Origin of the sequence: Herbiconiux sp. VKM Ac-1786 (assembly GCF_015350805.1) — a bacterium.
GTDB lineage: Bacteria > Actinomycetota > Actinomycetes > Actinomycetales > Microbacteriaceae > Herbiconiux.
The window spans coordinates 609752-629827 of the sequence record NZ_JADKSG010000002.1; the positions used below are offsets into that span (position 1 = coordinate 609752).

Genomic DNA, 20076 nt, shown 5'->3' on the forward strand with positions numbered 1-20076 from the left:
GTGTCAACTGCTCCGTGTTCTACGCCCGGGGGCGCACGTGGTGGTGGTGGAGGTGGAGGTCGTGGGGAACCGGGAGGAAGTCCCGGTGGAGGCTATCAGACCGCGATGGCGCGGTCGGTCGGCTTGACGGGGAAGGGCAGCTCGGTGTCGCCCTCGAGGTAGCGGTCGACCGCGGAGGCGGCGGCCCGCCCCTCGGCGATCGCCCAGACGATCAGCGACTGGCCGCGACCCGCGTCACCGGCGACGAACACGCCGGGGTGGGTGCTCTGGTAGTCGCCCGCCCGCTCGATGTTGCCGCGGGTGTCGAAGCGCGTGCCGAGCTGACCGTCGAGGTGCTCGTTCTCGGCTCCGGTGAAGCCGAGCGCGAGCAGCACCAGGTCGGCGGGGATCTCGTGCTCGGTGCCCGCCTTGGGGATGCGGCGCCCGTCGACGTACTCGGTCTCGGCGACGCGGATGGCACGCACCTCGCCCGAGTCGTTCGACAGGAACTCCACGGTGGACGCGAGGAACTTGCGCTCCCCGCCCTCCTCGTGGGCGCTCGCGACCTCGAACAGCTGCGGCGACATCGGCCACGGCTGGTCGTCGGGGCGCTCGGCCGGCGGCTGCTTGCCGATGGCGAGGTTCGTCACCGACAGGGCGCCCTGACGGTGCGCGGTGCCGATGCAGTCGGCTCCCGTGTCGCCACCGCCGAGCACGACCACGTGCTTGCCCTCGGCGTCGATCTGGCCGGGGATGTCGTCGCCCGCGCCCACCTTGTTCTGCTGGACGAGGTACTCCATGGCGTAGTGCACGCCGTCGAGGTCACGGCCCGGCACGGGGAGGTCGCGCGGCACGGTGGCGCCGGTGCAGACGATCACGGCGTCGTAGCGCGCGCGGAGGTCGGCCCAGGACAGGTCTTTCCCGATCTCGATGCCGGCGCGGAAGCGAGTGCCCTCGGCCATCATCTGGGTCAGACGTGCCTCGAGGTGCTTCTTCTCCATCTTGAAGTCGGGGATGCCGTAGCGCAGCAGGCCGCCGATGCGGTCGTCGCGCTCGTACACCGCCACGGTGTGACCGGCGCGGGTCAGCTGCTGGGCGGCCGCGAGGCCGGCGGGGCCGGAGCCCACGACGGCGACGGTCTTGCCGGTCAGGCGCTCGGGCGGGTGCGGCTGCACCCAGCCGTTGGCGAAGGCCTGGTCGATGATCGAGACCTCGACCTGCTTGATCGTCACCGGCGGCTGGTTGATGCCGAGCACGCAGGCCGACTCGCACGGGGCCGGGCAGAGCCGGCCCGTGAACTCGGGGAAGTTGTTCGTGGCGTGCAGACGCTCGATGGCGGCGCGGCCCTCGTCGCGCCAGGTGAGGTCGTTCCACTCCGGGATCAGGTTGCCGAGCGGGCAGCCGTGGTGGCAGAACGGGATGCCGCAGTCCATGCAGCGGCCGGCCTGACGGCGCGTGGTCGCGGCGTCGCCCTGCTCGTAGACCTCTTTCCAGTCCATCAGCCGCACCGAGACCGGGCGGCGCTTGGGGAGCTCGCGCTCCGGCGTCTTCAGGAAGCCCTTGGGATCAGCCACCTGTCACCTCCAAAATACGGCCCCAGACGACGTCTCCGTCGGGGTCAAGACCTTCTTCGACCGCCGTCTGCCGGGTGGCGAGGACGGCGGCGTAGTCACGGGGAAGCACCTTCACGAACTTCGCGACGGTGCCGTCGAAGTCGGCGAGCAGACGCGCCGCGAGGGGCGAGCCGGTCTCCGCTTCGTGGCGCTCGAGCAGGTCGCGCACGATCTCGACGTCGGCCCCGCCGAGGGGCAGCAGCTGCAGCTCCCCGGAGGCCAGCGAGTCGGCGTTCACCCGGTCGGCGTTGAGCTCGTAGACGTAGGCGGTTCCGCCCGACATGCCGGCGCCGAGGTTGCGCCCGGTCGATCCCAGGATCACCGCGAGCCCGCCGGTCATGTACTCCAGCGCGTGGTCGCCCACGCCCTCGACGACGGCGGTGGCACCCGAGTTGCGCACGAGGAACCGCTCCCCCACGATGCCGCGCAGGAACATGCTGCCCTGGGTGGCACCGTAGCCGATCACGTTGCCCGCGATCACGTTGCGCTCGGCGGGGAAGACCGACTTCCGGTCGGGGCGCAGGATGATCTGCCCGCCCGAGAGGCCCTTGCCGACGTAGTCGTTCGAGTCGCCCTCGAGCCGCAGCGTGATGCCCGAGGGCAGGAACGCGCCGAGCGACTGGCCGGCCGAGCCGAGCAGCGTGATCTGGATCGTGCCGTCGGGCAGACCCTGCTCACCGTGCCGCTTGGTGACCTCGTGGCCGAGCATGGTGCCGACCGCGCGCTCCGTGTTGCGGATGGGCAGCGTGATCGCCACGGGCTCGCCGTGCTCGAGCGCCGCGGCCGCCTCGTGGATGAGCCGGTTGTCGAAGTGCTTCTCGAGCTCGTGCTCCTGCTTCCGGTGGTTGCTGCGGGGCTCGTCGGGCGCGAAGGCCGGGCCGACCAGCACGGGGCTGAGGTCGAGGCCGTCGGTCTTCCAGTGCTCGATCGCTCCGTTGACGTCGAGCAGCTCGTGGTGGCCCACGGCCTCCTCGAGCGAGCGGAAGCCGAGCTCGGCGAGATACTCGCGCACTTCCTGGGCGAGGAACTCGAAGAAGTTCACCACGAACTCGGGCTTGCCCGAGAAGCGCGCGCGCAGCTCGGGGTTCTGCGTCGCGACGCCCACGGGGCAGGTGTCGAGGTGGCAGACCCGCATCAGGATGCAGCCCTCGACCACCAGCGGTGCGGTGGCGAAGCCGAACTCCTCGGCTCCGAGCAGGGCGCCCACGATCACGTCGCGGCCGGTCTTCATCTGGCCGTCGACCTGCACGACGACGCGGTCGCGCATGCCGTTCAGCATCAGCGTCTGCTGGGTCTCGGCGAGGCCGATCTCCCACGGGGTGCCGGCGTGCTTCAGCGAGTTCAGCGGGCTGGCGCCCGTTCCGCCGTCGTGGCCCGAGACGAGCACGACGTCGGCCAGGGCCTTCGTGACTCCGGCCGCGACCGCGCCGATGCCGTTCTGCGAGACCAGCTTGACGTGCACGCGGGCCTCGGGGTTGGCGCGCTTGACGTCGAAGATGAGCTGCTTGAGGTCTTCGATCGAGTAGATGTCGTGGTGCGGCGGCGGCGAGATGAGGCCGACGCCGGCCGTGGCGTGCCGGGTGCGCGCGACCCAGGGATAGACCTTGGTCGGCGGCAGCTGGCCGCCCTCGCCGGGCTTCGCGCCCTGCGCCATCTTGATCTGGATGTCGGTGGCGTGCGTGAGGTACATGCTCGTCACGCCGAACCGGCCGGAGGCCACCTGCTTGATGGCGCTGCGGCGCTCGGGGTCGAGCAGCCGGTCGACGTCCTCGCCGCCCTCACCGGTGTTCGACTTGCCGCCGAGCCGGTTCATGGCGATCGCGAGCGTCTCGTGCGCCTCCTGGGAGATGGAGCCGTAGCTCATCGCGCCCGTCGAGAAGCGCTTGACGATCGATTCGACCGACTCGACCTCGTCGATCGGGATGGAGGGCCGCGCATCCGTTCTGAGCTTGAACAGGCCGCGCAGGGTCATCAGGTTCTCGGCCTGGTCGTCGACGAGCTTGGTGTACTCGCGGAAGATGTCGTAGCGGCGGGCGCGTGTGGCGTGCTGCAGCCGGAACACCGTGTCGGGGTTGAACAGGTGCGGCGGGCCCTCGCGGCGCCACTGGTACTCGCCGCCGACCGCGAGCGGCTCGTGGGCGACGATCGCCACGTCCTCCGGGTAGGCCTGACGGTGCCGGGCGGCGCTCTCGGCCGCGATGACGTCGATGCCGACGCCGCCGAGCTTGGAGGAGGTGCCGGTGAAGTACTCCTTGACGAACGCCGGCGCGAGCCCCACGGCCTCGAAGGTCTGGGCGCCCGCGTAGGAGGACACGGTGGAGATGCCCATCTTCGACATGATCTTCAGCACGCCCTTGCCGAGCGCCTTGATCACGTTCTTGACGGCCTTCTCGGGGGTGATGCCCGTGAGGCTGCCGGAGCGCACGAGGTTCTCGCAGGTCTCCATGGCGAGGTAGGGGTTCACCGCGGAGGCGCCGTAGCCGATCAGCAGAGCCACGTGGTGCACCTCGCGCACGTCGCCGGCCTCGACGATCAGGCCGACCTTCATGCGGGTCTGCGTGCGGATGAGGTGGTGGTGCACGCCCGCAAGCATGAGCAGCGACGGCACGGGAGCGAAGTCCTTGTTCGAGTCGCGGTCGCTCAGCACGATGAACTGGGCGCCGTTCTCGATCGCCTCGTCGGCCTCGGCGCACATCGCCGCGATGCGGTTCTGCATGGCCTTGGGGCCGTCGTCGACGCGGAACAGCCCGCGCAGGGTCGTCGTGAGCCGGCTGCCCGAGGAGGGGTCGATGTGCTGGATCTTCGCCAGCTCGTCGTTGTCGATCACCGGGAAGTCGAGCACGACCTGGCGGGTGTGCTCGGGTGTGGCGTCGAGCAGGTTGCGCTCCGGGCCGAGACCGAGGCGGAGGCTCGTCACGACCTCCTCGCGGATGGAGTCGAGCGGCGGGTTCGTGACCTGCGCGAACTGCTGGGTGAAGTAGTCGAACAGCAGCCGCGGGCGGTCGCTGAGCACGGCGATGGGGGTGTCGGAGCCCATGGCGCCGAGGGGCTCGGCCGCGTTCTTCGCCATCGGGGCGAGCAGGATGCGCACCTCCTCCTGCGTGTAGCCGAAGATGCGCTGGCGGCGCGTGACCGAGGCCGGGGTGTGCACGATGTGCTCGCGCTCGGGCAGGTCGCGCAGGTTGATGCGGCCCTCGTCGAGCCACTCGCCGTAGGGCTCGGCCGACGCCAGGCCCGACTTGATCTCGTCGTCCTCGATGATGCGGCCGGCGGCCGTGTCGACGAGGAACATCTTGCCGGGGCGCAGCCGCCCCTTGCGCACCACGCGGGAGGGGTCGACGTCGGGGAAGACGCCGATCTCGCTGGCGAGCACGACGAGGCCGTCGTCGGTGATGAGGTAGCGGCCGGGACGCAGGCCGTTGCGGTCGAGCGTGGCGCCCGCGAGCGTGCCGTCGGTGAAGATGAGGGCGGCCGGGCCGTCCCACGGCTCCATGAGCATGGAGTGGTACTCGTAGAAGGCGCGGCGGGCGTCTTCGAAGTCGGCCTGGTTCTCCCACGCCTCGGGCACCATCATCATGATCGCGTGCGGCAGCGAGCGGCCGGCGAGGGTCAGCAGCTCCACGACCTCGTCGAACGAGCCGGAGTCGGACAGGCCGGGCGTGACGATGGGGTAGAGCGGCGACAGGTCGCCGAGGAGCTCCGACTCGAGCTGGGACTGCCGGGCGCGCATCCAGTTGCGGTTGCCCTGCACCGTGTTGATCTCGCCGTTGTGCGCCATCATGCGCAGCGGCTGCGCGAGCGGCCACGACGGGAAGGTGTTGGTGGAGTAGCGCGAGTGCACGAGTGCGAGCTTCGAGGCGAAGCGCTCGTCGGAGAGGTCGGGGTAGAACGGCTCGAGCTGGAGCGTCGTCACCATGCCCTTGTAGGTGATGGTGCGGCTGGACAGCGACATGAAGTAGACCTCGTGCTGCAGCTCGATGCGCTTGCGCAGCCGGTAGGCCTGGCGATCGAGCGCGATGCCCGACAGGGTCGCCCCCGACTCGGTGGTGCGGGTCGACTGCAGGTAGAGCTGCCAGATCGAGGGCATGGCCTCGCGGGCGAGCCGGCCGAGCTCGTCGGGGCGCACCGGCACCTCGCGCCAGCCGAGCACCGCCAGATCTTCCTCGGCGGCGAGCTCGCGGATGCGGTCCATGATCTCCTGGCGCTCGCGGGCGTGCAGGGGCAGGAAGGCGTTGCCGACCGCGTAGCGGCCGACCGGGGGCAGCTCGACCGGGGCGACGGCGCGCAGGAACGCGTCGGGGATCTGGGTCAGGATGCCCGCGCCGTCGCCGGTGCCGGCGTCGGAGCCCACGGCACCGCGGTGCTCGAGGTTGCGCAGGGCGTCGAGTGCCGTGTCGATGATGTCGTGACCGGCGGTGCCCCGGAGCGTGGCGACCATGGCGAGGCCGCACGCGTCCTTCTCGTCGGCGGGGTCGTACAGACCCTGGGCCATCGGGAGCGCGCTGAACGGCACCGCCTGGGAGCGGGACTGGGATGCGGGCTGATCGGCCATAGAGAACCGTCCTCTACGTCATTCTTAGGGAACTGGGACGCCTATGGCCCATGGATATCAGGGATTCCTCGTCGCGTTCAAGCGGCGAGGTGTCGGCCTCCCGCGCCTGGTGCTGTGGTGGTTGCGCGGGACGGCTTCGCTCCGATTTCACTTGTGGCGCTCGGGTCGACTGCCTCGTTCTCGGAGAGCCCGGGGGCTTCCTCGCCCTCCAGCCCGTGTCCCGATCACGTGTCGGCTCGATTCTAACCCAGGCTGGGGCGAAGACCGGTCATCGGGTCAGCGGCGGGTGCCCTCGGCGAGCTCGGAGGCGAGTCGGGCGACCGCGGGCACTCCCCCGTCGGCCAGCGCCTTGACCAGGGCCGAGCCGACGATCGCGCCGTCGGCGTAGCTCAGGATCTCGGCGATCTGATCGGCGGTCGAGACCCCGATGCCCACCGCCAGGCTGTCGGCGCCCTGCTCGCGCAGCCGCGCGACGAGGGCGCGGGCCGCGGTGCCGAGGTCGGCCCGGGCACCCGTGATGCCCATGGTCGACACCGTGTAGACGAAGCCGCGGCTGGAGTCGACGGCGAGGCGCAGGCGCTCGTCGGTGGAGGTCGGCGCGGCGAGGAACACCCGGTCGAGGCCGGTGCGGTCGCTCGTGGCGAGCCAGTCGGCACCCGAGTCGACCGTGAGGTCGGGGGTGATCAGGCCGGCGCCGCCCGCCGAGACGAGGTCGTCGGCGAAGCGGTCGACGCCGTACTGCAGCACGGGGTTCCAGTAGGTCATCACGAGCACGGGGGCGTCGACGCGCGAGCGGATGCGCTCCACCGCCGTGAAGGCGTCGCGGAGGCGCACGCCCGCCTCGAGGGCGGCGACCGTGGCGGCCTGGATGACCGGGCCGTCCATCACCGGGTCGGAGTACGGCAGGCCGAGCTCCAGCACGTCGACGCCGTTCTCGACCAGGGCGACCGCCGCGTCGATGCTCGCGTCGAGGCTGGGGAAGCCGACCGGGAGGTAGCCGACGAGGGCGCCCGCGCGCTCGGTCTTGGCGGCCGCGATCGTCGAGGCGACCGGGCTCACGATGGTGTCGCTCATACCCGGGCGTTCCCGTTCTCGTCGAGCACGTCGAAGTAGCGGCCGGCCGTCTCGACGTCCTTGTCGCCGCGCCCGGAGAGCGAGACGAGGATGGTCGCGTCGGGGCCGAGCTCGCGACCGAGCTCGATCGTGCCGGCCAGGGCGTGCGCCGACTCGATGGCGGGGATGATGCCCTCCGTCGTGCACATCAGGCGGAAGGCCTCCATGGCCGCCTTGTCGGTGACCGGGCGGTAGTTCGCGCGCCCGATCGACGACAGCCAGGCGTGCTCGGGGCCGACGCCCGGGTAGTCGAGCCCGGCCGAGATGGAGTGCGAGTCGAGGGTCTGGCCGTCCTCGTCCTGCAGCATGAAGCTGCGCGATCCGTGCAGCACGCCGGGGCGGCCCTTGGTGATCGTCGCGGCGTGGCGCAGGGTGTCGACGCCGTCGCCGGCGGCCTCGTAGCCGTACAGGCCCACGGAGGTGTCGTCGAGGAAGGCGTGGAAGATGCCGATGGCGTTCGAGCCGCCGCCGACGCAGGCGGTGATCGCGTCGGGCAGCGCCCCGGTGAGGTCGAGCATCTGCTGACGCGCCTCTTCGCCGATGACCTTGACGAAGTCGCGCACCATGGCCGGGAAGGGGTGCGGGCCGGCGACCGTGCCGAGCAGGTAGTGCGTCGACTCGACGTTCGCGACCCAGTCGCGGAACGCCTCGTTCAGCGCGTCCTTCAGGGTGCGGGTACCACTCTTGACCGGGATGACCTCGGCGCCGAGCAGGCGCATGCGGGCGACGTTCAGCGCCTGGCGCTCGGTGTCGACCTCGCCCATGTAGACGACGCACTCCATGCCGAACAGGGCGGCGGCGGTCGCGGTGGCGACACCGTGCTGGCCGGCACCGGTCTCGGCGATCAGGCGGTGCTTGCCGATGCGCTTGGCGAGCAGGGCCTGGCCCAGCACGTTGTTGATCTTGTGCGAGCCGGTGTGGTTCAGGTCTTCGCGCTTCAGGATGATGCGCGCCCCGCCGGCGTGCTTGGCGAACCGCGGCACCTCGGTGAGGATCGACGGCCGGCCCGTGTAGGTGCGGCCGAGCTCGGCGAGCTCGCGGTGGAACTCGGGGTCGAGCTTGGCGAGCTGGTAGGCCTCGTCGAGCTCGTCGAGGGCCGCGATCAGCGACTCGGGCATGAAGCGCCCGCCGAACTCCCCGAAGAAGGGGCCGGTCTCGGCGCGGAGGGAGGTGCGTGTGTCAGTCATACGGAGAGGAACTCCTTCAGTGCCGCCACGGGATCGGGCCCCGTGACGAGGGCTTCGCCGACCAGCACCACGTCGGCACCGGCCGAGCGGTAGTGGGCGACGTCGGCGGCGTCGAGCACGGCGGACTCGGCCACCGTGATCGTGCCGGCGGGGATGCGGTCGACGAGGCGGCCGAACAGGTCGCGGTCGAGCTCGAAGGTGCTGAGGTCGCGGGCGTTCACGCCCACCAGCCGGGCGCCGAGGTCGACGGCGCGGGAGACCTCGACGGCGTCGTGCGTCTCGACCAGCGGGGTCATGCCGAGCTCGACGACGAAGTCGTGCAGGTGCTGCAGGGCGGGCTGGTCGAGGGCGGCGACGATGAGCAGCACGAGGTCGGCCCCCGCGGCGCGCGCCTCGAGCACCTGGTACTCGGTGGCGATGAAGTCCTTGCGGAGCACCGGCACGTCGACGCGGGCGCGCACGGCCTCGAGGTCGGCGAGCGAGCCCTTGAACTTGCGGCCCTCGGTGAGCACGCTGATGGCGCTCGCCCCGCCCTCGGCGTAGGAGGCCGCGAGCAGCGCCGGATCGGGGATCGACGCCAGGGCGCCGCGCGAGGGGCTCGCGCGCTTGACCTCGGCGATGATCCTCACGCGCTCGGCGGGGGCGAGGAACGCGAGCGCATCCAGCGCCGCCGGGCGGGCCGTGGCCGCGGCCTCGACGTCGGCGAGGCTCCGCGTGCGGCGGCGCTCCTCGGCGTCCTCGAGCGCTCCGGCTACGAGATCGGCGAGCACCGGGTCAGTGCTCCTTCTGGAGCGTCTTGGCTCCGCGCACGCCGTAGCCCATGCGTGACAGGATGAACCCGGCCAGGAAGCCGATCAGCGTGAGGCCGGCGGCGGCCCAGACGACCCACTCGATCTCGAAGAAGAAGGCGACCGTGCCGATGGCGATGCCGACGAGCGCGATGATCACGCCGGTCCAGGCGGCGAGCGAGTGGCCTTCGCCCATTTCGTCTTCTTCGTGGCTCATCGATCCTCTTCCTGTCTCAATCGATCGGGTCGTGTCGAGTCTACCCGGTCGCTCCGGGGCCGCCGGGTCGGGCGGGCCGTCCGCCGTGCCCGGGCGGGCGGATGCGAGCTACCGGGTCGGGTCGGTGCCGCGGCTGAGGTCGTCCCAGCTGTCGACGGCGGCGTCGCGGGCGTTCTCGGCCGGGCGGCGCGCGGGACGCGCATCCGTCGCCCCCGGCGTCGCGGAGGTCGCCGGCGCGTCGAGCGGCTCGTCGTCGAGGAGGTCGGCCGGGTTCGCGCTCTGCCGGCCGTCGGCCGCCTCGAAGGTGACCGCCTGGTACTTCCGGCTCGAGGCGGGCCAGCGCCGCACCGTGACGATCACCGCGAGCCCGGTGAGCGCCATCAGGATGCCCAGCACCACCGTCAGCGCCGGCCACGGGCTGCTCGTGCCCACCGTGACCAGCTCGCGGATCGACGACGTGCCGGCGACCCCGGTGCTCGTGGTGACGACGGAGGCTCCGGCCGCGACCGGGTCGGTGATCGCGAGCACGCCCGACCAGATCACGCTGACGCCGAGCAGCACCTCGAGGGCGCCGAGCACGACGCGCACGATCGGCCCGGCGATCGCCAGCGCGCCGGCGAGGGCGATGCCCGCGAGGCCGAGGGCCGAGAGCGCGGGCGCCGCGACCGAGCCGGGCACCTCGAGCGTGCCCTCGGTGACCGTGCCGCCGACGAGCTCGAGGGTGCCCCAGGTCTGCGACCAGGCGAGGAAGGTCAGGGCGCTCAGGGCCAGCACGAGCAGGATGGTGCCCGACTTCAGGCGCCGGCCGTTCCCGGCGGGCGCGGCCGTGGCGTCGCTCATCAGCGCACCCGCGTCATCGCGTTCGCGATCGCCACGGCGCGCAGCGGCGCCGCGGCCTTGTTCTGCGACTCCTGGAACTCGCTCGCCGGGTCGGAGTCGGCCACGAGTCCGCCGCCCGCCTGCACCCGCGCCACGCCGTCGACGATCGTCGCCGTGCGGATCGCGATGGCCAGGTCGGCGTCGCCGCCGAAGCCGAAGTAGCCCACGACCCCGCCGTAGAGGCCGCGCTGGGCGGGCTCCAGCTCGTCGATGATCTCGAGCGCACGCGGCTTCGGCGCCCCCGAGAGCGTGCCGGCCGGGAACGTCGCCCGGAACACGTCGATCGCGTCGACGCCGTCGCGCAGCTGCCCCTCGACCGAGGAGACGATGTGCATGATGTGGCTGAACCGCTCGACCCGCATGAACTCGGTGACCTCGACGCTGGAGGCCTCGCAGACCTTCAGCAGGTCGTTGCGGGCGAGGTCGACGAGCATCAGGTGCTCGGCGCGCTCCTTGTCGTCGCCGAGCAGCTCCTGCTCGAGCTCGAGGTCGTGGTGCGGGGTCGTGCCGCGGGGCTTCGACCCGGCGATCGGGTGCGTGTGCGCCCGGCCCTTCTCGACCTTGACGAGTGCCTCGGGGCTCGAGCCGACGATCTGGTACGGCTCGCCGTCGGCGTCGACGAGGGTCAGCAGGTACATGTACGGGCTCGGGTTCAGCGTGCGCAGCACCCGGTACACGTCGAGCGGATGCGCGGGGCAGTCCAGCTCGAACCGCTGCGAGATCACGACCTGGAAGATGTCGCCCTCGCGGATGTGCTCCTTCGCCACCTCGATCGCGGCCAGGAAGTCGTCGCGCTCGGTGCGGTGGCGGGGCTCCCCCACGACGCCGAAGTCGGCCTCCGCGAGCCAGGCCTCGGACGGGGCGCCGAGACCGCGCTGCAGCTCGTCGAGCCGCGACTGGGCATCGGCCCAGAGCTCGTCGGAGGGCGTGTCGGAATCGGTCAGCACGTTCACGAGCAGCTGCACGGTGCCCTGCAGGTGGTCGACGACCACCATCTCCGAGACGAACGACAGCCCCTGGCTCGGCATGCGGTACTCGCGCGGCGGCCGGTTCGGCAGGCGCTCCAGCTGGCGCACCGTCTCCCAGCCGATGAAGCCGACGAGACCGCCGGTGAGGGGCGGATGCTCGGGCACCGCCGCCGTCTTCCAGTGCTCGTAGAGCGCCGAGACGGCCTCGAGGGGCCCCGCGGGCAGGCCGGCCGGGAAGACGCGGTCGGCCGGGAGGCCGAGGTCGAGCCAGACGGCACGGTCATCCGCCTCGGTGAGCAGGCCGAAGCTGGAGACGCCGATGAACGAGAAGCGCGACCAGATGCCGCCCTGCTCGGCCGACTCGAGGAGGAAGGTGCCGGGGCGGCCGTCGGCGAGCTTGCGGTAGATGCCGACGGGGGTCTCGCCGTCGGCGAAGAGCTCCCGGATGACCGGCAGTACCCGGTGCGAGCCGCTCAGCTCGTCGAACTCGGCGCGGGAGGTGGTGGCCGTGGTCGTCATGATCGCTCGAGTACCTCGGGGTTCAGGGGGTCGACGTCGAAGCACCGGCGCGCGCCGGTGTGGCAGGCCGCGCCGATCTGGTCGACCTGCACGAGCAGGGTGTCGTCGTCGCAGTCGAGCGCCGCCGTCTTGACGTACTGCACGTGGCCGGAGGTGTCGCCCTTCCGCCAGTACTCCTGCCGGGAGCGCGACCAGAAGGTGACGCGGCCCTCGGTGAGGGTGCGTCGCAGCGCCTCGGCGTCCATGTAGCCGAGCATGAGCACCTCGAGGGTGTCGTGCTGCTGGATGATCGCCGGCAGCAGGCCCGTGTCGTCGAAGTGCACCCGGCTGAGGATCTCGTCGGTCTCGGTGACGGTGCTCATCGCACGTCCACCCCTTCTCGTCGCAGTTCGTCCTTCACGTCGCCCACCGTCATCTCGCGCAGGTGGAAGACGCTTGCGGCGAGCACCGCGTCGGCGCCGGCCGCGATGGCCTGACCGAAGTGCTCCACCTTGCCGGCGCCGCCCGAGGCGATGACGGGAACGGTGCTCAGCTCGCGCATGAGGCCGACGAGCTCGAGGTCGAAGCCGTCCTTCGTGCCGTCGGCGTCGATGGAGTTGACCAGCAGCTCGCCGGCGCCGCGCTCGATGGCCTCGCGCGCCCAGTCGAGGGCGTCGAGCTCGGTCTCGCGGCGGCCGCCGTGGGTGGTGACCACGAAGCCCGAGGGCGTGCGCCCGGGCACGGCGGTGCGCTTGACGTCGAGCGAGAGCACGAGCACCTGGGCGCCGAAGCGGTCGGCGATCTCGTCCAGCAGCGGCGGGCGGGCGATGGCGGCGCTGTTGACGCCCACCTTGTCGGCCCCGGACGCGAGCAGCTTCGCCACGTCCTCGGCGGAGCGCACTCCCCCGCCGACGGTGAGCGGGATGAAGACCTGCTCGGCCGTCTTCTGCACCATCTCGTAGACCGTGGCGCGGTCGTCGACCGTGGCCGTGACGTCGAGGAAGGTGAGCTCGTCGGCGCCCTGCGCGGCGTAGAGTGCCGCGAGCTCGACGGGGTCGCCCGCGTCGCGCAGGTTCTCGAAGTTGACGCCCTTCACGACGCGGCCCGCGGCCACGTCCAGGCAGGGGATGACGCGAACGGCGAGCGACATCAGATGCGCGCCGCGTGGATCGGGCTGACGAGGATGGCGCGGGCGCCGACGGCGTACAGGTCGTCCATCACCTGGTTCGTGTCGCGGCGGGGCACCATGCTGCGGACGGCCACCCACTCGGGGTCGTGCAGCGGGGAGATCGTCGGCGACTCGATGCCGGGGGTGAGCGCGCAGGCGTCGTCGAGCTGGGTGACCGGCACGTCGTAGTCCATCAGCACGTACTGGCGGGCCACGAGCACGCCCTGCAGGCGGCGCAGCAGCGTCTCGGCGCCGCGGTGGGTGGTGCCCGAGCTGATCAGCACCGCGCTGGATTCGAGGATGACCGGGCCGAAGATCTCCAGGCCCGCCTTGCGCAGGGTGGAGCCGGTGCTGACGACGTCGGCCACCGCATCCGCCACACCGAGGCGCACGGCCGACTCGACCGCGCCATCGAGGCGGATCAGCTGGGCGGTGATGCCGTGGGTCGCGAGGAACGCGCCGACGAGACCCGGGTAGCTGGTGGCGACGCGGGCGCCGTTCAGGTCGGCCAGCTCGATCGCCGTGCCCTCGGGGCGGGCGAAGCGGAAGGTCGACTCGCCGAAGTCGAGCGACGCGGTCTCGGTGGCGGGCGACTCGGAGTCGAGCAGCAGGTCGCGACCGGTGATGCCGACGTCGAGCGCGCCCGAGCCGACGTAGGTCGCGATGTCGCGGGGGCGGAGGTAGAAGAACTCGACGTCGTTTCGCGGGTCGGCGATGACGAGCTCGCGGGAGTCGCGCCGGCCGTTGTAGCCCGCCTCGGCGAGCATCTGGGCGGCGGTTTCGGAGAGGGAGCCCTTGTTGGGCACCGCGATCTTGAGCATGGGGGTGAGGGGTGCTTTCGGTGGGAGGTCTGGTTCGGGTGCGTCGTGCTCAGATCACAGATGTCGGTACACGTCGGCCGGGCTGAGGCCCTTGGCCAGCATCAGCACCTGCAGGTGGTAGAGCAGCTGCGAGATCTCCTCGGCGGTGTTCTCGTCGGACTCGTACTCCGCCGCCATCCACACCTCGGCGGCCTCCTCGACGATCTTCTTGCCGATCTGGTGCACGCCGGCGTCGAGCTCGCGCACGGTGCCGGAGCCCTCAGGGCGCTCGGTGGCCTTGGCGGAGAGCTCGAGGAACAGCTCGTCGAAAGTCTTCACGGATCAAGGCTACCGGTGTCCGTGGCGGTGACCGGCCGCGAGCTCGCGCAGGTGGTCGACCTGCGCGCCGGCGTTCTCGGCGCCGAACACGCTGGAGCCCGCGACGAAGACCGTGGCGCCGGCCTCGGCGGCGACGCCGATCGTGTCGTCGTTGATGCCGCCGTCGACCTGCAGCCAGACGTCGAGGCCCGAGTCGCGCACGGCCTTCGAGAGCGTGCGGAGCTTCGGCATCGTCTCGGGCATGAACGACTGACCGCCGAACCCGGGCTCGACCGTCATCACGAGCACCATGTCGAACTCGGGCAGCAGCTCGAGGAACGGCTCGGCGTCGGTGCCGGGCTTCAGGGCGAGGCCGGCGCGGGCCCCGCGCTCGCGGAGGCTGCGGGCGACGGCGACCGGGTCGGAGTCGCGGCCGACGGCCTCGGCGTGGAAGGTGACCGAGTAGGCGCCGAGCTCCGCGTACTGCGGCGCCCAGCGCTCGGGGGCGTCGATCATGAGGTGCACGTCGAGCGGGATGGGCGAGACCTGCTGCAGGCGCTCGACCACCGGGAGGCCGAGGGTGAGGTTCGGCACGAAGTGGTTGTCCATCACGTCGACGTGCGCGAGGTCGGCGTTCCTGATGCGTCCGAGCTCGCTCTCGAGGTTCGCGAAGTCGGAGGCGAGGATGCTGGGGTTGATGCGAAGGGCCACGTGCCGACTTTACCCGGGTGCCCGTTCGGTCGGTGCCGGATGCTCGGCGGCCAGTTGCCCGTAGACGGCGAGGTCGTGCCGGCGGTCGCCGACGGGCATCGCCTCACGCAGCACGCCCTCGAGCCGGAAGCCCAGGCGCTCGGCGACCGCGCGGCTGCGGGTGTTGCCGGCCGCGGCGCGGATCTCGATCCGGGCCAGCCCCCGTGCGAAGCCCGCGTCGCGCAGGGCCGCGGCCGCGCGGGTGACGATCCCCCGGCCCTCGTGGGCGCCGTCGATCCAGTAGCCGAGCTCTCCGATGGCGGTGCCGGGGTCGAGTTTCAGCGAGACGCTCCCGATCGGATGCCCGTCCCGCACGATCAGCGCCGGCACCGTCTTGCCCTGCTCGTACAGTGCCAGCACGAAGTCGGTGAAGGTGCGGGTGGCCGTGAGGCTCTGCGCCGGCTGGGCCCAGGGCTCCCACTGCCTCAGCCGGTCGAGGTTCTGCATCGTGAGCTCGTGGGCCTCCGGCGCCCCGGCCCGGGTGCGGAGCTCGAGGCGCAGCCAGTCGCCCAGGTCGAGCGGGAGGAGGTCGGCGTAGGGGTGGTGCGGCACAGCGGGTTCTCCGGGTCGGGGCTTAGGGGTGTCGCGCTCAGCGCTTCTCGAACAGGGCGATGAACATGGCGTCGGTGGTGTTGCGGTGCGGCCAGAGCTGCACGGCCGGGTCGTCTCCGCCGAGCTCCACGGCGCCGTCGGTGATCTGCCGCAGCACGTCCTGGGCGGGCAGCTGCACGAGCGTGTCGGGCCAGCGGCGCAGGGCGCCCTGCACCTGGCCGCGCGTCTCGGCGACATGGGGCGAGCAGGTGACGTAGGCGAGCAGTCCCCCGGGTTTCAGGGCGGCCACGGCCGAGTCGATCAGCTGCTGCTGCAGCGCCACGAGGTCGGCCACGTCGGCCGGGGTCTTGCGCCAGCGCGCCTCGGGCCGGCGGCGGAGCGCCCCGAGCCCGGTGCAGGGCGCGTCGACGAGGATTCGGTCGAAGCCCTCGTCGTTCTCGCGGCCCAGGCGGGTGCCGTCGCGCTCCCAGACCACGGGCGGCTCGGGCAGGGCGGCGACGGCGCGGCGCACCAGGCCGGCGCGGGCGGCGATCGGCTCGTTCGCGATCACCGTCGCACCGGCGAGCCCCGCCTCGGCGGCCAGCACGGCGGTCTTGCCGCCGGGGCCGGCGCACAGGTCGAGCCAGCGCTCCCCCGCCGTGATCGGGCGGGCCCGGGTGAGGGCGAGGGCGGCGAGCTGCGAGCCCTCGTCCTGCACCCGCATGGTGCCGGCGCGCACCGCCGGGATCGACGCCGGGTCGCCGGTCGGCGCCACCAGTCCGATGGGCGACAGCGGTGCCGGCTCGAAGGCGGCGGGCACGCGGGCTGCCGGGCCGACCGCGGTGCCCGAGGCGGCGGGGGCCGCGTCGAAGCCCGTGCCGTCGTCGTCGGCGGGGTCGCTCGCTCCGGCCAGAACGGCGTCGAGGGCATCCGGATGCTCGCCCGGCGCGTCCCCGGACCGGGCGCCCCCGGGCGCCCCCGCGTTCGCGTCGCGCTCGAGCGCCTCGCGGTCGGCCAGCCCCGGAAGGGCGACGAGACTCAACCGCGCCGGCGTGTTGTCGGCCTCGAGCAGCGCGTCGAGCTCGGCGGACACCTGGGCCTCGGGCACGCCGTCGGCGACGAGCGCGCGGCGGAAGGCGCGCACGATCCAGGCGGGGTGCGAGGAGGTGAGCGCGAGCCGGTCTTCGTCCGACTCGGCCGAGTCGGTGACGCGTTCGAGCCACTCCTCGGCGGGGGTGCGGGTGATGGCGCGCAGCACACCGTTGACGAAGCCGGTGGCCGAGCGGGAGGCGACCGCGCGGGCCAGCTCCACCGACTCGTTGACGGCCGCGTGCTGGGCGACGCGCATCGACAGCAGCTGATGCGCGCCGAGCTCGAGCACGTCGCGCACGGCGCCGTCGATCTCGTCGATCGGCCGGCCGGAGGCGAGCTCGATCACCCGGTCGTAGTAGCCGCGGCGACGGAGCGTGCCGTAGGTGAGCTCGGTCGTGAGCCCGGCGTCGGCGGGCGACAGCCGGGCGTCGGCGATCCGCACGGGCAGCAGCAGGTTCGCGTAGGCGTCGTCGGCGCGCACGGCGGCGATCACCTCGAGGGCCACCCGCCGGGCGGGCTGCACCACGCCGGGCCTGGACGGCGCCGGGGTCGCCGGCTTCCGCCGCTCGGGGCCGCGCCGCTGCGCTCCCGCGCCGCCTCCGCCCGTGCGCCGCCCGTCGTGGCCCCGCCGCCCCGATCCGCCGCCCTGTCGTCGCTCGTCGCTCATCGTGCCACCAGTCCTTCCGCGCCCGCACCGCGCCACCAGTCGGCGGCCGCCATGGGCTTCTTGCCCGCCGGCTGCACCGTCAGGAGTTCCAGGGGCGCCGTCGCGGTGCCCACGTGCAGGGTGCGTCCGGAGCCGTCGACGGCACCGGGATCCAGGCGGGGGCGGTCGCGCGCCGGTGACGCCTCCAGCACCTTCACGCGCATCCCGTCGAGGTCGAACCAGGCGCCGGGCTCGGGCGTCACGCCGCGCAGCCGGGCGTAGACCGTGTCGAGGTCGTGGGTGAAGTCGAGCCGCGCATCCTCGAGGCCGAGTTTGGGGGCGAGGGTGACGTCGCCCGTCTGCGGGGCGGCGGTGAGGCTGCCGTCGGCGATGCCGTCAACCGTGTCGGCGAGCTGCGCGGCGCCGGAGTCGGCGAGCCGGGCCAGCAGGCCGCCGGCCGTCTCGTGCGCGGCGATCGGCGTCGAGCGCATCGTGAAGACCGGCCCGGCGTCGAGCCCGGGCACCAGCTGGAACACGGTGGCGCCCGAGACGGTGTCGCCCTCGATGATGCTCCACTGCACCGGAGCCGCCCCGCGCCAGCGCGGCAGCAGCGAGAAGTGCAGGTTGATCCAGCCGCGGGTGGGCGTGCTGAGCAGCGGCTCGCGCACGAGACCGCCGTAGGCGACGATCACGCCGAGCTCGGCGCCGACGGCGGCGATCCGCGCGGTCGCCTCCTCGTCGAGCCGGTTCGCCTTGACGACCTCGATGCCGAGCTCCTCGGCGGCCGCGGCGACCGGCGACGGCGTGAGCACGCGCTTCCGCCCGAGCGGCGCGTCGACCCGCGTGACGACGGCGGCCACCTCGTGCCGCGCGGCCAACGCCTTCAGGGCGGGAACGGCCACGGCGGGGGTGCCCGCGAAGACGAGTCTCATTCCATGATCTCCGAATCGTCGAGTCGAACCCGCAGGGTGGGCGGCGGCCGGAAGCCCGGGCCGCTGCCCGTCTTAGAGCGCCGGGTGGTGGCGTTCTTCACCACGAGCGCCCGCAGGTGACGGGCGACCGAGGCGCCGACCGCGTAGTCGAAGCGCACGATGGCGCGCACCATGCCGTCACCCGTGGGCACCGGGCCCAGGGTATCCATCTTCGCCCATTCGGCCTCGGTGACGAGCCGCTCGAGCTCGGCGAGGGCGCCGGCCACGGTGTCGGCGGCCCCGGTCACGGTGGCGAGCCGCACGGCCGGCGGGAAGCGCAGGGCGCGGCGGTCGGCCAGCTCGGCCGAGGCCACCATCTCCTGCTGCCAGGTCACGAGGGCCTTCGCGAGGTCGCCGCCGACCCCCACGAGCACGTTCGGGGCGCGGGGAGCCGACAGCGCGATCGCGTTCGACCACCACCGCAGGCAGTCCTCGGCCACGCGCAGGGACTCCCGGGCGAGCATCCGCGGGCCGTCGAGCAGCAGCACGGCGCGGTAGCCGCCCTCGGCGACCGGCTCGGCACCGCGGGTGGCGACCACGAGGGCCGGCTTGTCGTCGACCGTCAGCACCGTGCGCTCGCCGTCGCTGACGATCACCCGGGTGCCCGGGAACGCCCGGCCGAGCTCGTCGGCGGTGCGGCCCGCGCCGATCGAGGCGAAGCGGAACGTCGTGCCGTGGCAGTGCGAGCACGACCAGTTCGCCGCGATCGCCCCGCAGAGCGTGCAGGAGGGCCGCTCACCCGCCCGGTGCACGTGCAGCGGTCCGCCGCAGACGGTGCAGGCGGCCGGATGCCCGCAGCTCTGACACGCGAGCACGGGAGCGTAGCCCGGCCGCGCCACCTGCACGAGCACGGGGCCCTGCTCGAGGGCGCGGCGGGCGGCCTGCCACGCGGCGGTGGGGATGCGGGCGGCATTCTGCGGAGCATCCGCGTCGTCCTGCTCGGCGGTGGGCAGCACGCGGGGCAGGTAGCGCGGGGCCGGGAAGACCGGGTGCAGGAAGCCGAGCTCGACGAGCCGCTCGATGTCGGTGCTGCGGGAGTGCGAGACGAAGGCGAGGCGGCAGCCCGACTGCTCCTGGCGCACGAGGGCGGCGTCGCGGAGGTGCACGTAGGGCGCCAGCGGCTCGGACTGCAGGGAGTCGCCCTCGTCCCAGACGATGATCTGGCCGAGGTGCGACACGGGCGCGTAGATGCTGGAACGGTTGCCGACCACGATGTGCGGGTCGCCGTCGAGCGCCGTGAGGAAGTTCGCGTACCGCTCGTTGCGCGCCTGCCGCGCGTCGAGCCGCACGATCGCGTCGCCCGCGCCGAGACTCTCGAGGGCCTGCTCGACGGCGAGCTGGTCGCGGTAGTCGGGCACGGCGACGATCACCGACTCGCCGCCCCGGTGCACGCCCACGGCGAGCTCGGCGATGGTCAGGGCCCAGTGGCCCACGGTGTGGTGCCCCACCGTGTCCTGCCCCTGCCCCTGCGCCTGCTCCTGGCCCTGCGCCTGCTGCTGGTCTCCGGATGCGCGCACCGCCGTCACGGTGGCGATCGCGTCGATGGCGCTGCGCGCTCCGGCCGCGGCGAGATGCACGCCATCGGAGGCCGAGTACCCCGTCAGGGCGAACGCCGTCGGCGCCACCGCCTCTGCTCGAGGGGTCGCCTCCCCCGCCGCCTGCCGCGCCAGGAACGCCTTCTCCACCCGCACGAAGCGCGGCGGGATCGCCAGCCGCACGATGTCGCAGGCACTGCCGGCCGCGCGGTCGGCGAGTCGCCGGGCGAGCGCCCACACCTCCGGGGTCAGCACGGGCAGCGGTGACACGACCTCGTCGACCTCGCTCAGGGTGCGCTCCCCGGGCACGTGGGGCGCGAGCTCCACGATGTAGCCCCGCGCCGTGCGGCCGGCGGAGCGCAGGGGTACCTTGACGCGCACGCCCGGACGGGCATCCTGAACCAGCGCCGCCGGCACGAGGTAGTCGAACAGCCGGTCGAGCTGCGGCAGCGGCGACTCGAGCATCACCCG

Annotated in this window: 17 protein-coding genes; all 17 read right to left on the reverse strand. The window is 72.6% G+C overall.

What is annotated here, in order from left to right:
- Positions 1-95: 95 nt before the first annotated feature.
- Entirely contained in the window at positions 96-1553 is a 1458-nt protein-coding gene (locus ITJ64_RS13830; protein ID WP_194681340.1) for a glutamate synthase subunit beta, read from the reverse strand.
- Positions 1546-6144, reverse strand: a complete 4599-nt coding sequence (gltB, locus tag ITJ64_RS13835; protein ID WP_194681341.1) for a glutamate synthase large subunit — start codon at positions 6142-6144, stop codon at positions 1546-1548. The genes ITJ64_RS13830 and gltB overlap by 8 nt, the downstream gene beginning before the upstream one ends.
- A 276-nt stretch (positions 6145-6420) precedes the next feature.
- Positions 6421-7218 carry a tryptophan synthase subunit alpha gene (trpA, locus tag ITJ64_RS13840; RefSeq protein ID WP_194681342.1) on the reverse strand — a complete coding sequence of 266 codons (798 nt, stop codon included), beginning with the start codon at positions 7216-7218 and terminating at the stop codon, positions 6421-6423.
- Complete coding sequence (trpB, locus tag ITJ64_RS13845; protein WP_194681343.1) at positions 7215-8444, reverse strand: tryptophan synthase subunit beta; 1230 nt, start codon at positions 8442-8444, stop codon at positions 7215-7217. The genes trpA and trpB overlap by 4 nt, the downstream gene beginning before the upstream one ends.
- On the reverse strand, positions 8441-9214 hold the full coding sequence (trpC, locus tag ITJ64_RS13850) for an indole-3-glycerol phosphate synthase TrpC (protein ID WP_194681344.1): 774 nt from the start codon (positions 9212-9214) through the stop codon (positions 8441-8443). The genes trpB and trpC overlap by 4 nt, the downstream gene beginning before the upstream one ends.
- A 4-nt stretch (positions 9215-9218) precedes the next feature.
- On the reverse strand, positions 9219-9449 hold the full coding sequence (locus tag ITJ64_RS13855) for a DUF6704 family protein (RefSeq protein WP_194681345.1): 231 nt from the start codon (positions 9447-9449) through the stop codon (positions 9219-9221).
- 108 nt (positions 9450-9557) lie between these two features.
- On the reverse strand, positions 9558-10289 hold the full coding sequence (locus tag ITJ64_RS13860; protein WP_194681346.1) for a Trp biosynthesis-associated membrane protein: 732 nt from the start codon (positions 10287-10289) through the stop codon (positions 9558-9560).
- Positions 10289-11815, reverse strand: a complete 1527-nt coding sequence (locus ITJ64_RS13865; protein ID WP_194681347.1) for an anthranilate synthase component I — start codon at positions 11813-11815, stop codon at positions 10289-10291. Before ITJ64_RS13865 ends, ITJ64_RS13860 begins: the two co-directional genes overlap by 1 nt.
- Entirely contained in the window at positions 11812-12177 is a 366-nt protein-coding gene (hisI, locus tag ITJ64_RS13870) for a phosphoribosyl-AMP cyclohydrolase (RefSeq protein WP_194681348.1), read from the reverse strand. Before hisI ends, ITJ64_RS13865 begins: the two co-directional genes overlap by 4 nt.
- Positions 12174-12944 carry an imidazole glycerol phosphate synthase subunit HisF gene (gene hisF / locus ITJ64_RS13875; RefSeq protein ID WP_194681349.1) on the reverse strand — a complete coding sequence of 257 codons (771 nt, stop codon included), beginning with the start codon at positions 12942-12944 and terminating at the stop codon, positions 12174-12176. The genes hisI and hisF overlap by 4 nt, the downstream gene beginning before the upstream one ends.
- Positions 12944-13783, reverse strand: a complete 840-nt coding sequence (gene hisG, locus ITJ64_RS13880; protein ID WP_194681350.1) for an ATP phosphoribosyltransferase — start codon at positions 13781-13783, stop codon at positions 12944-12946. Before hisG ends, hisF begins: the two co-directional genes overlap by 1 nt.
- Before the next feature lie 54 nt (positions 13784-13837).
- Positions 13838-14101: a phosphoribosyl-ATP diphosphatase gene (locus ITJ64_RS13885; RefSeq protein WP_173181028.1), complete on the reverse strand. Its 264-nt coding sequence runs from the start codon at positions 14099-14101 to the stop codon at positions 13838-13840.
- A gap of 9 nt (positions 14102-14110) precedes the next feature.
- A complete protein-coding gene (gene rpe, locus ITJ64_RS13890) occupies positions 14111-14791 on the reverse strand; it encodes a ribulose-phosphate 3-epimerase (RefSeq protein ID WP_194681351.1) in 681 nt (226 codons plus the stop codon).
- A gap of 9 nt (positions 14792-14800) precedes the next feature.
- Positions 14801-15382, reverse strand: coding sequence for a GNAT family N-acetyltransferase (locus tag ITJ64_RS13895; RefSeq protein WP_194681352.1), 582 nt, complete (start codon positions 15380-15382; stop codon positions 14801-14803).
- Positions 15383-15419: 37 nt separating this feature from the next.
- Positions 15420-17120, reverse strand: coding sequence for an RsmB/NOP family class I SAM-dependent RNA methyltransferase (locus tag ITJ64_RS13900; RefSeq protein WP_194681353.1), 1701 nt, complete (start codon positions 17118-17120; stop codon positions 15420-15422).
- Complete coding sequence (gene fmt / locus ITJ64_RS13905; protein ID WP_194681354.1) at positions 17117-18031, reverse strand: methionyl-tRNA formyltransferase; 915 nt, start codon at positions 18029-18031, stop codon at positions 17117-17119. Before fmt ends, ITJ64_RS13900 begins: the two co-directional genes overlap by 4 nt.
- Complete coding sequence (locus ITJ64_RS13910; protein ID WP_194682156.1) at positions 18028-20070, reverse strand: primosomal protein N'; 2043 nt, start codon at positions 20068-20070, stop codon at positions 18028-18030. Before ITJ64_RS13910 ends, fmt begins: the two co-directional genes overlap by 4 nt.
- Between the last annotated feature and the right edge of the window lie 6 nt (positions 20071-20076).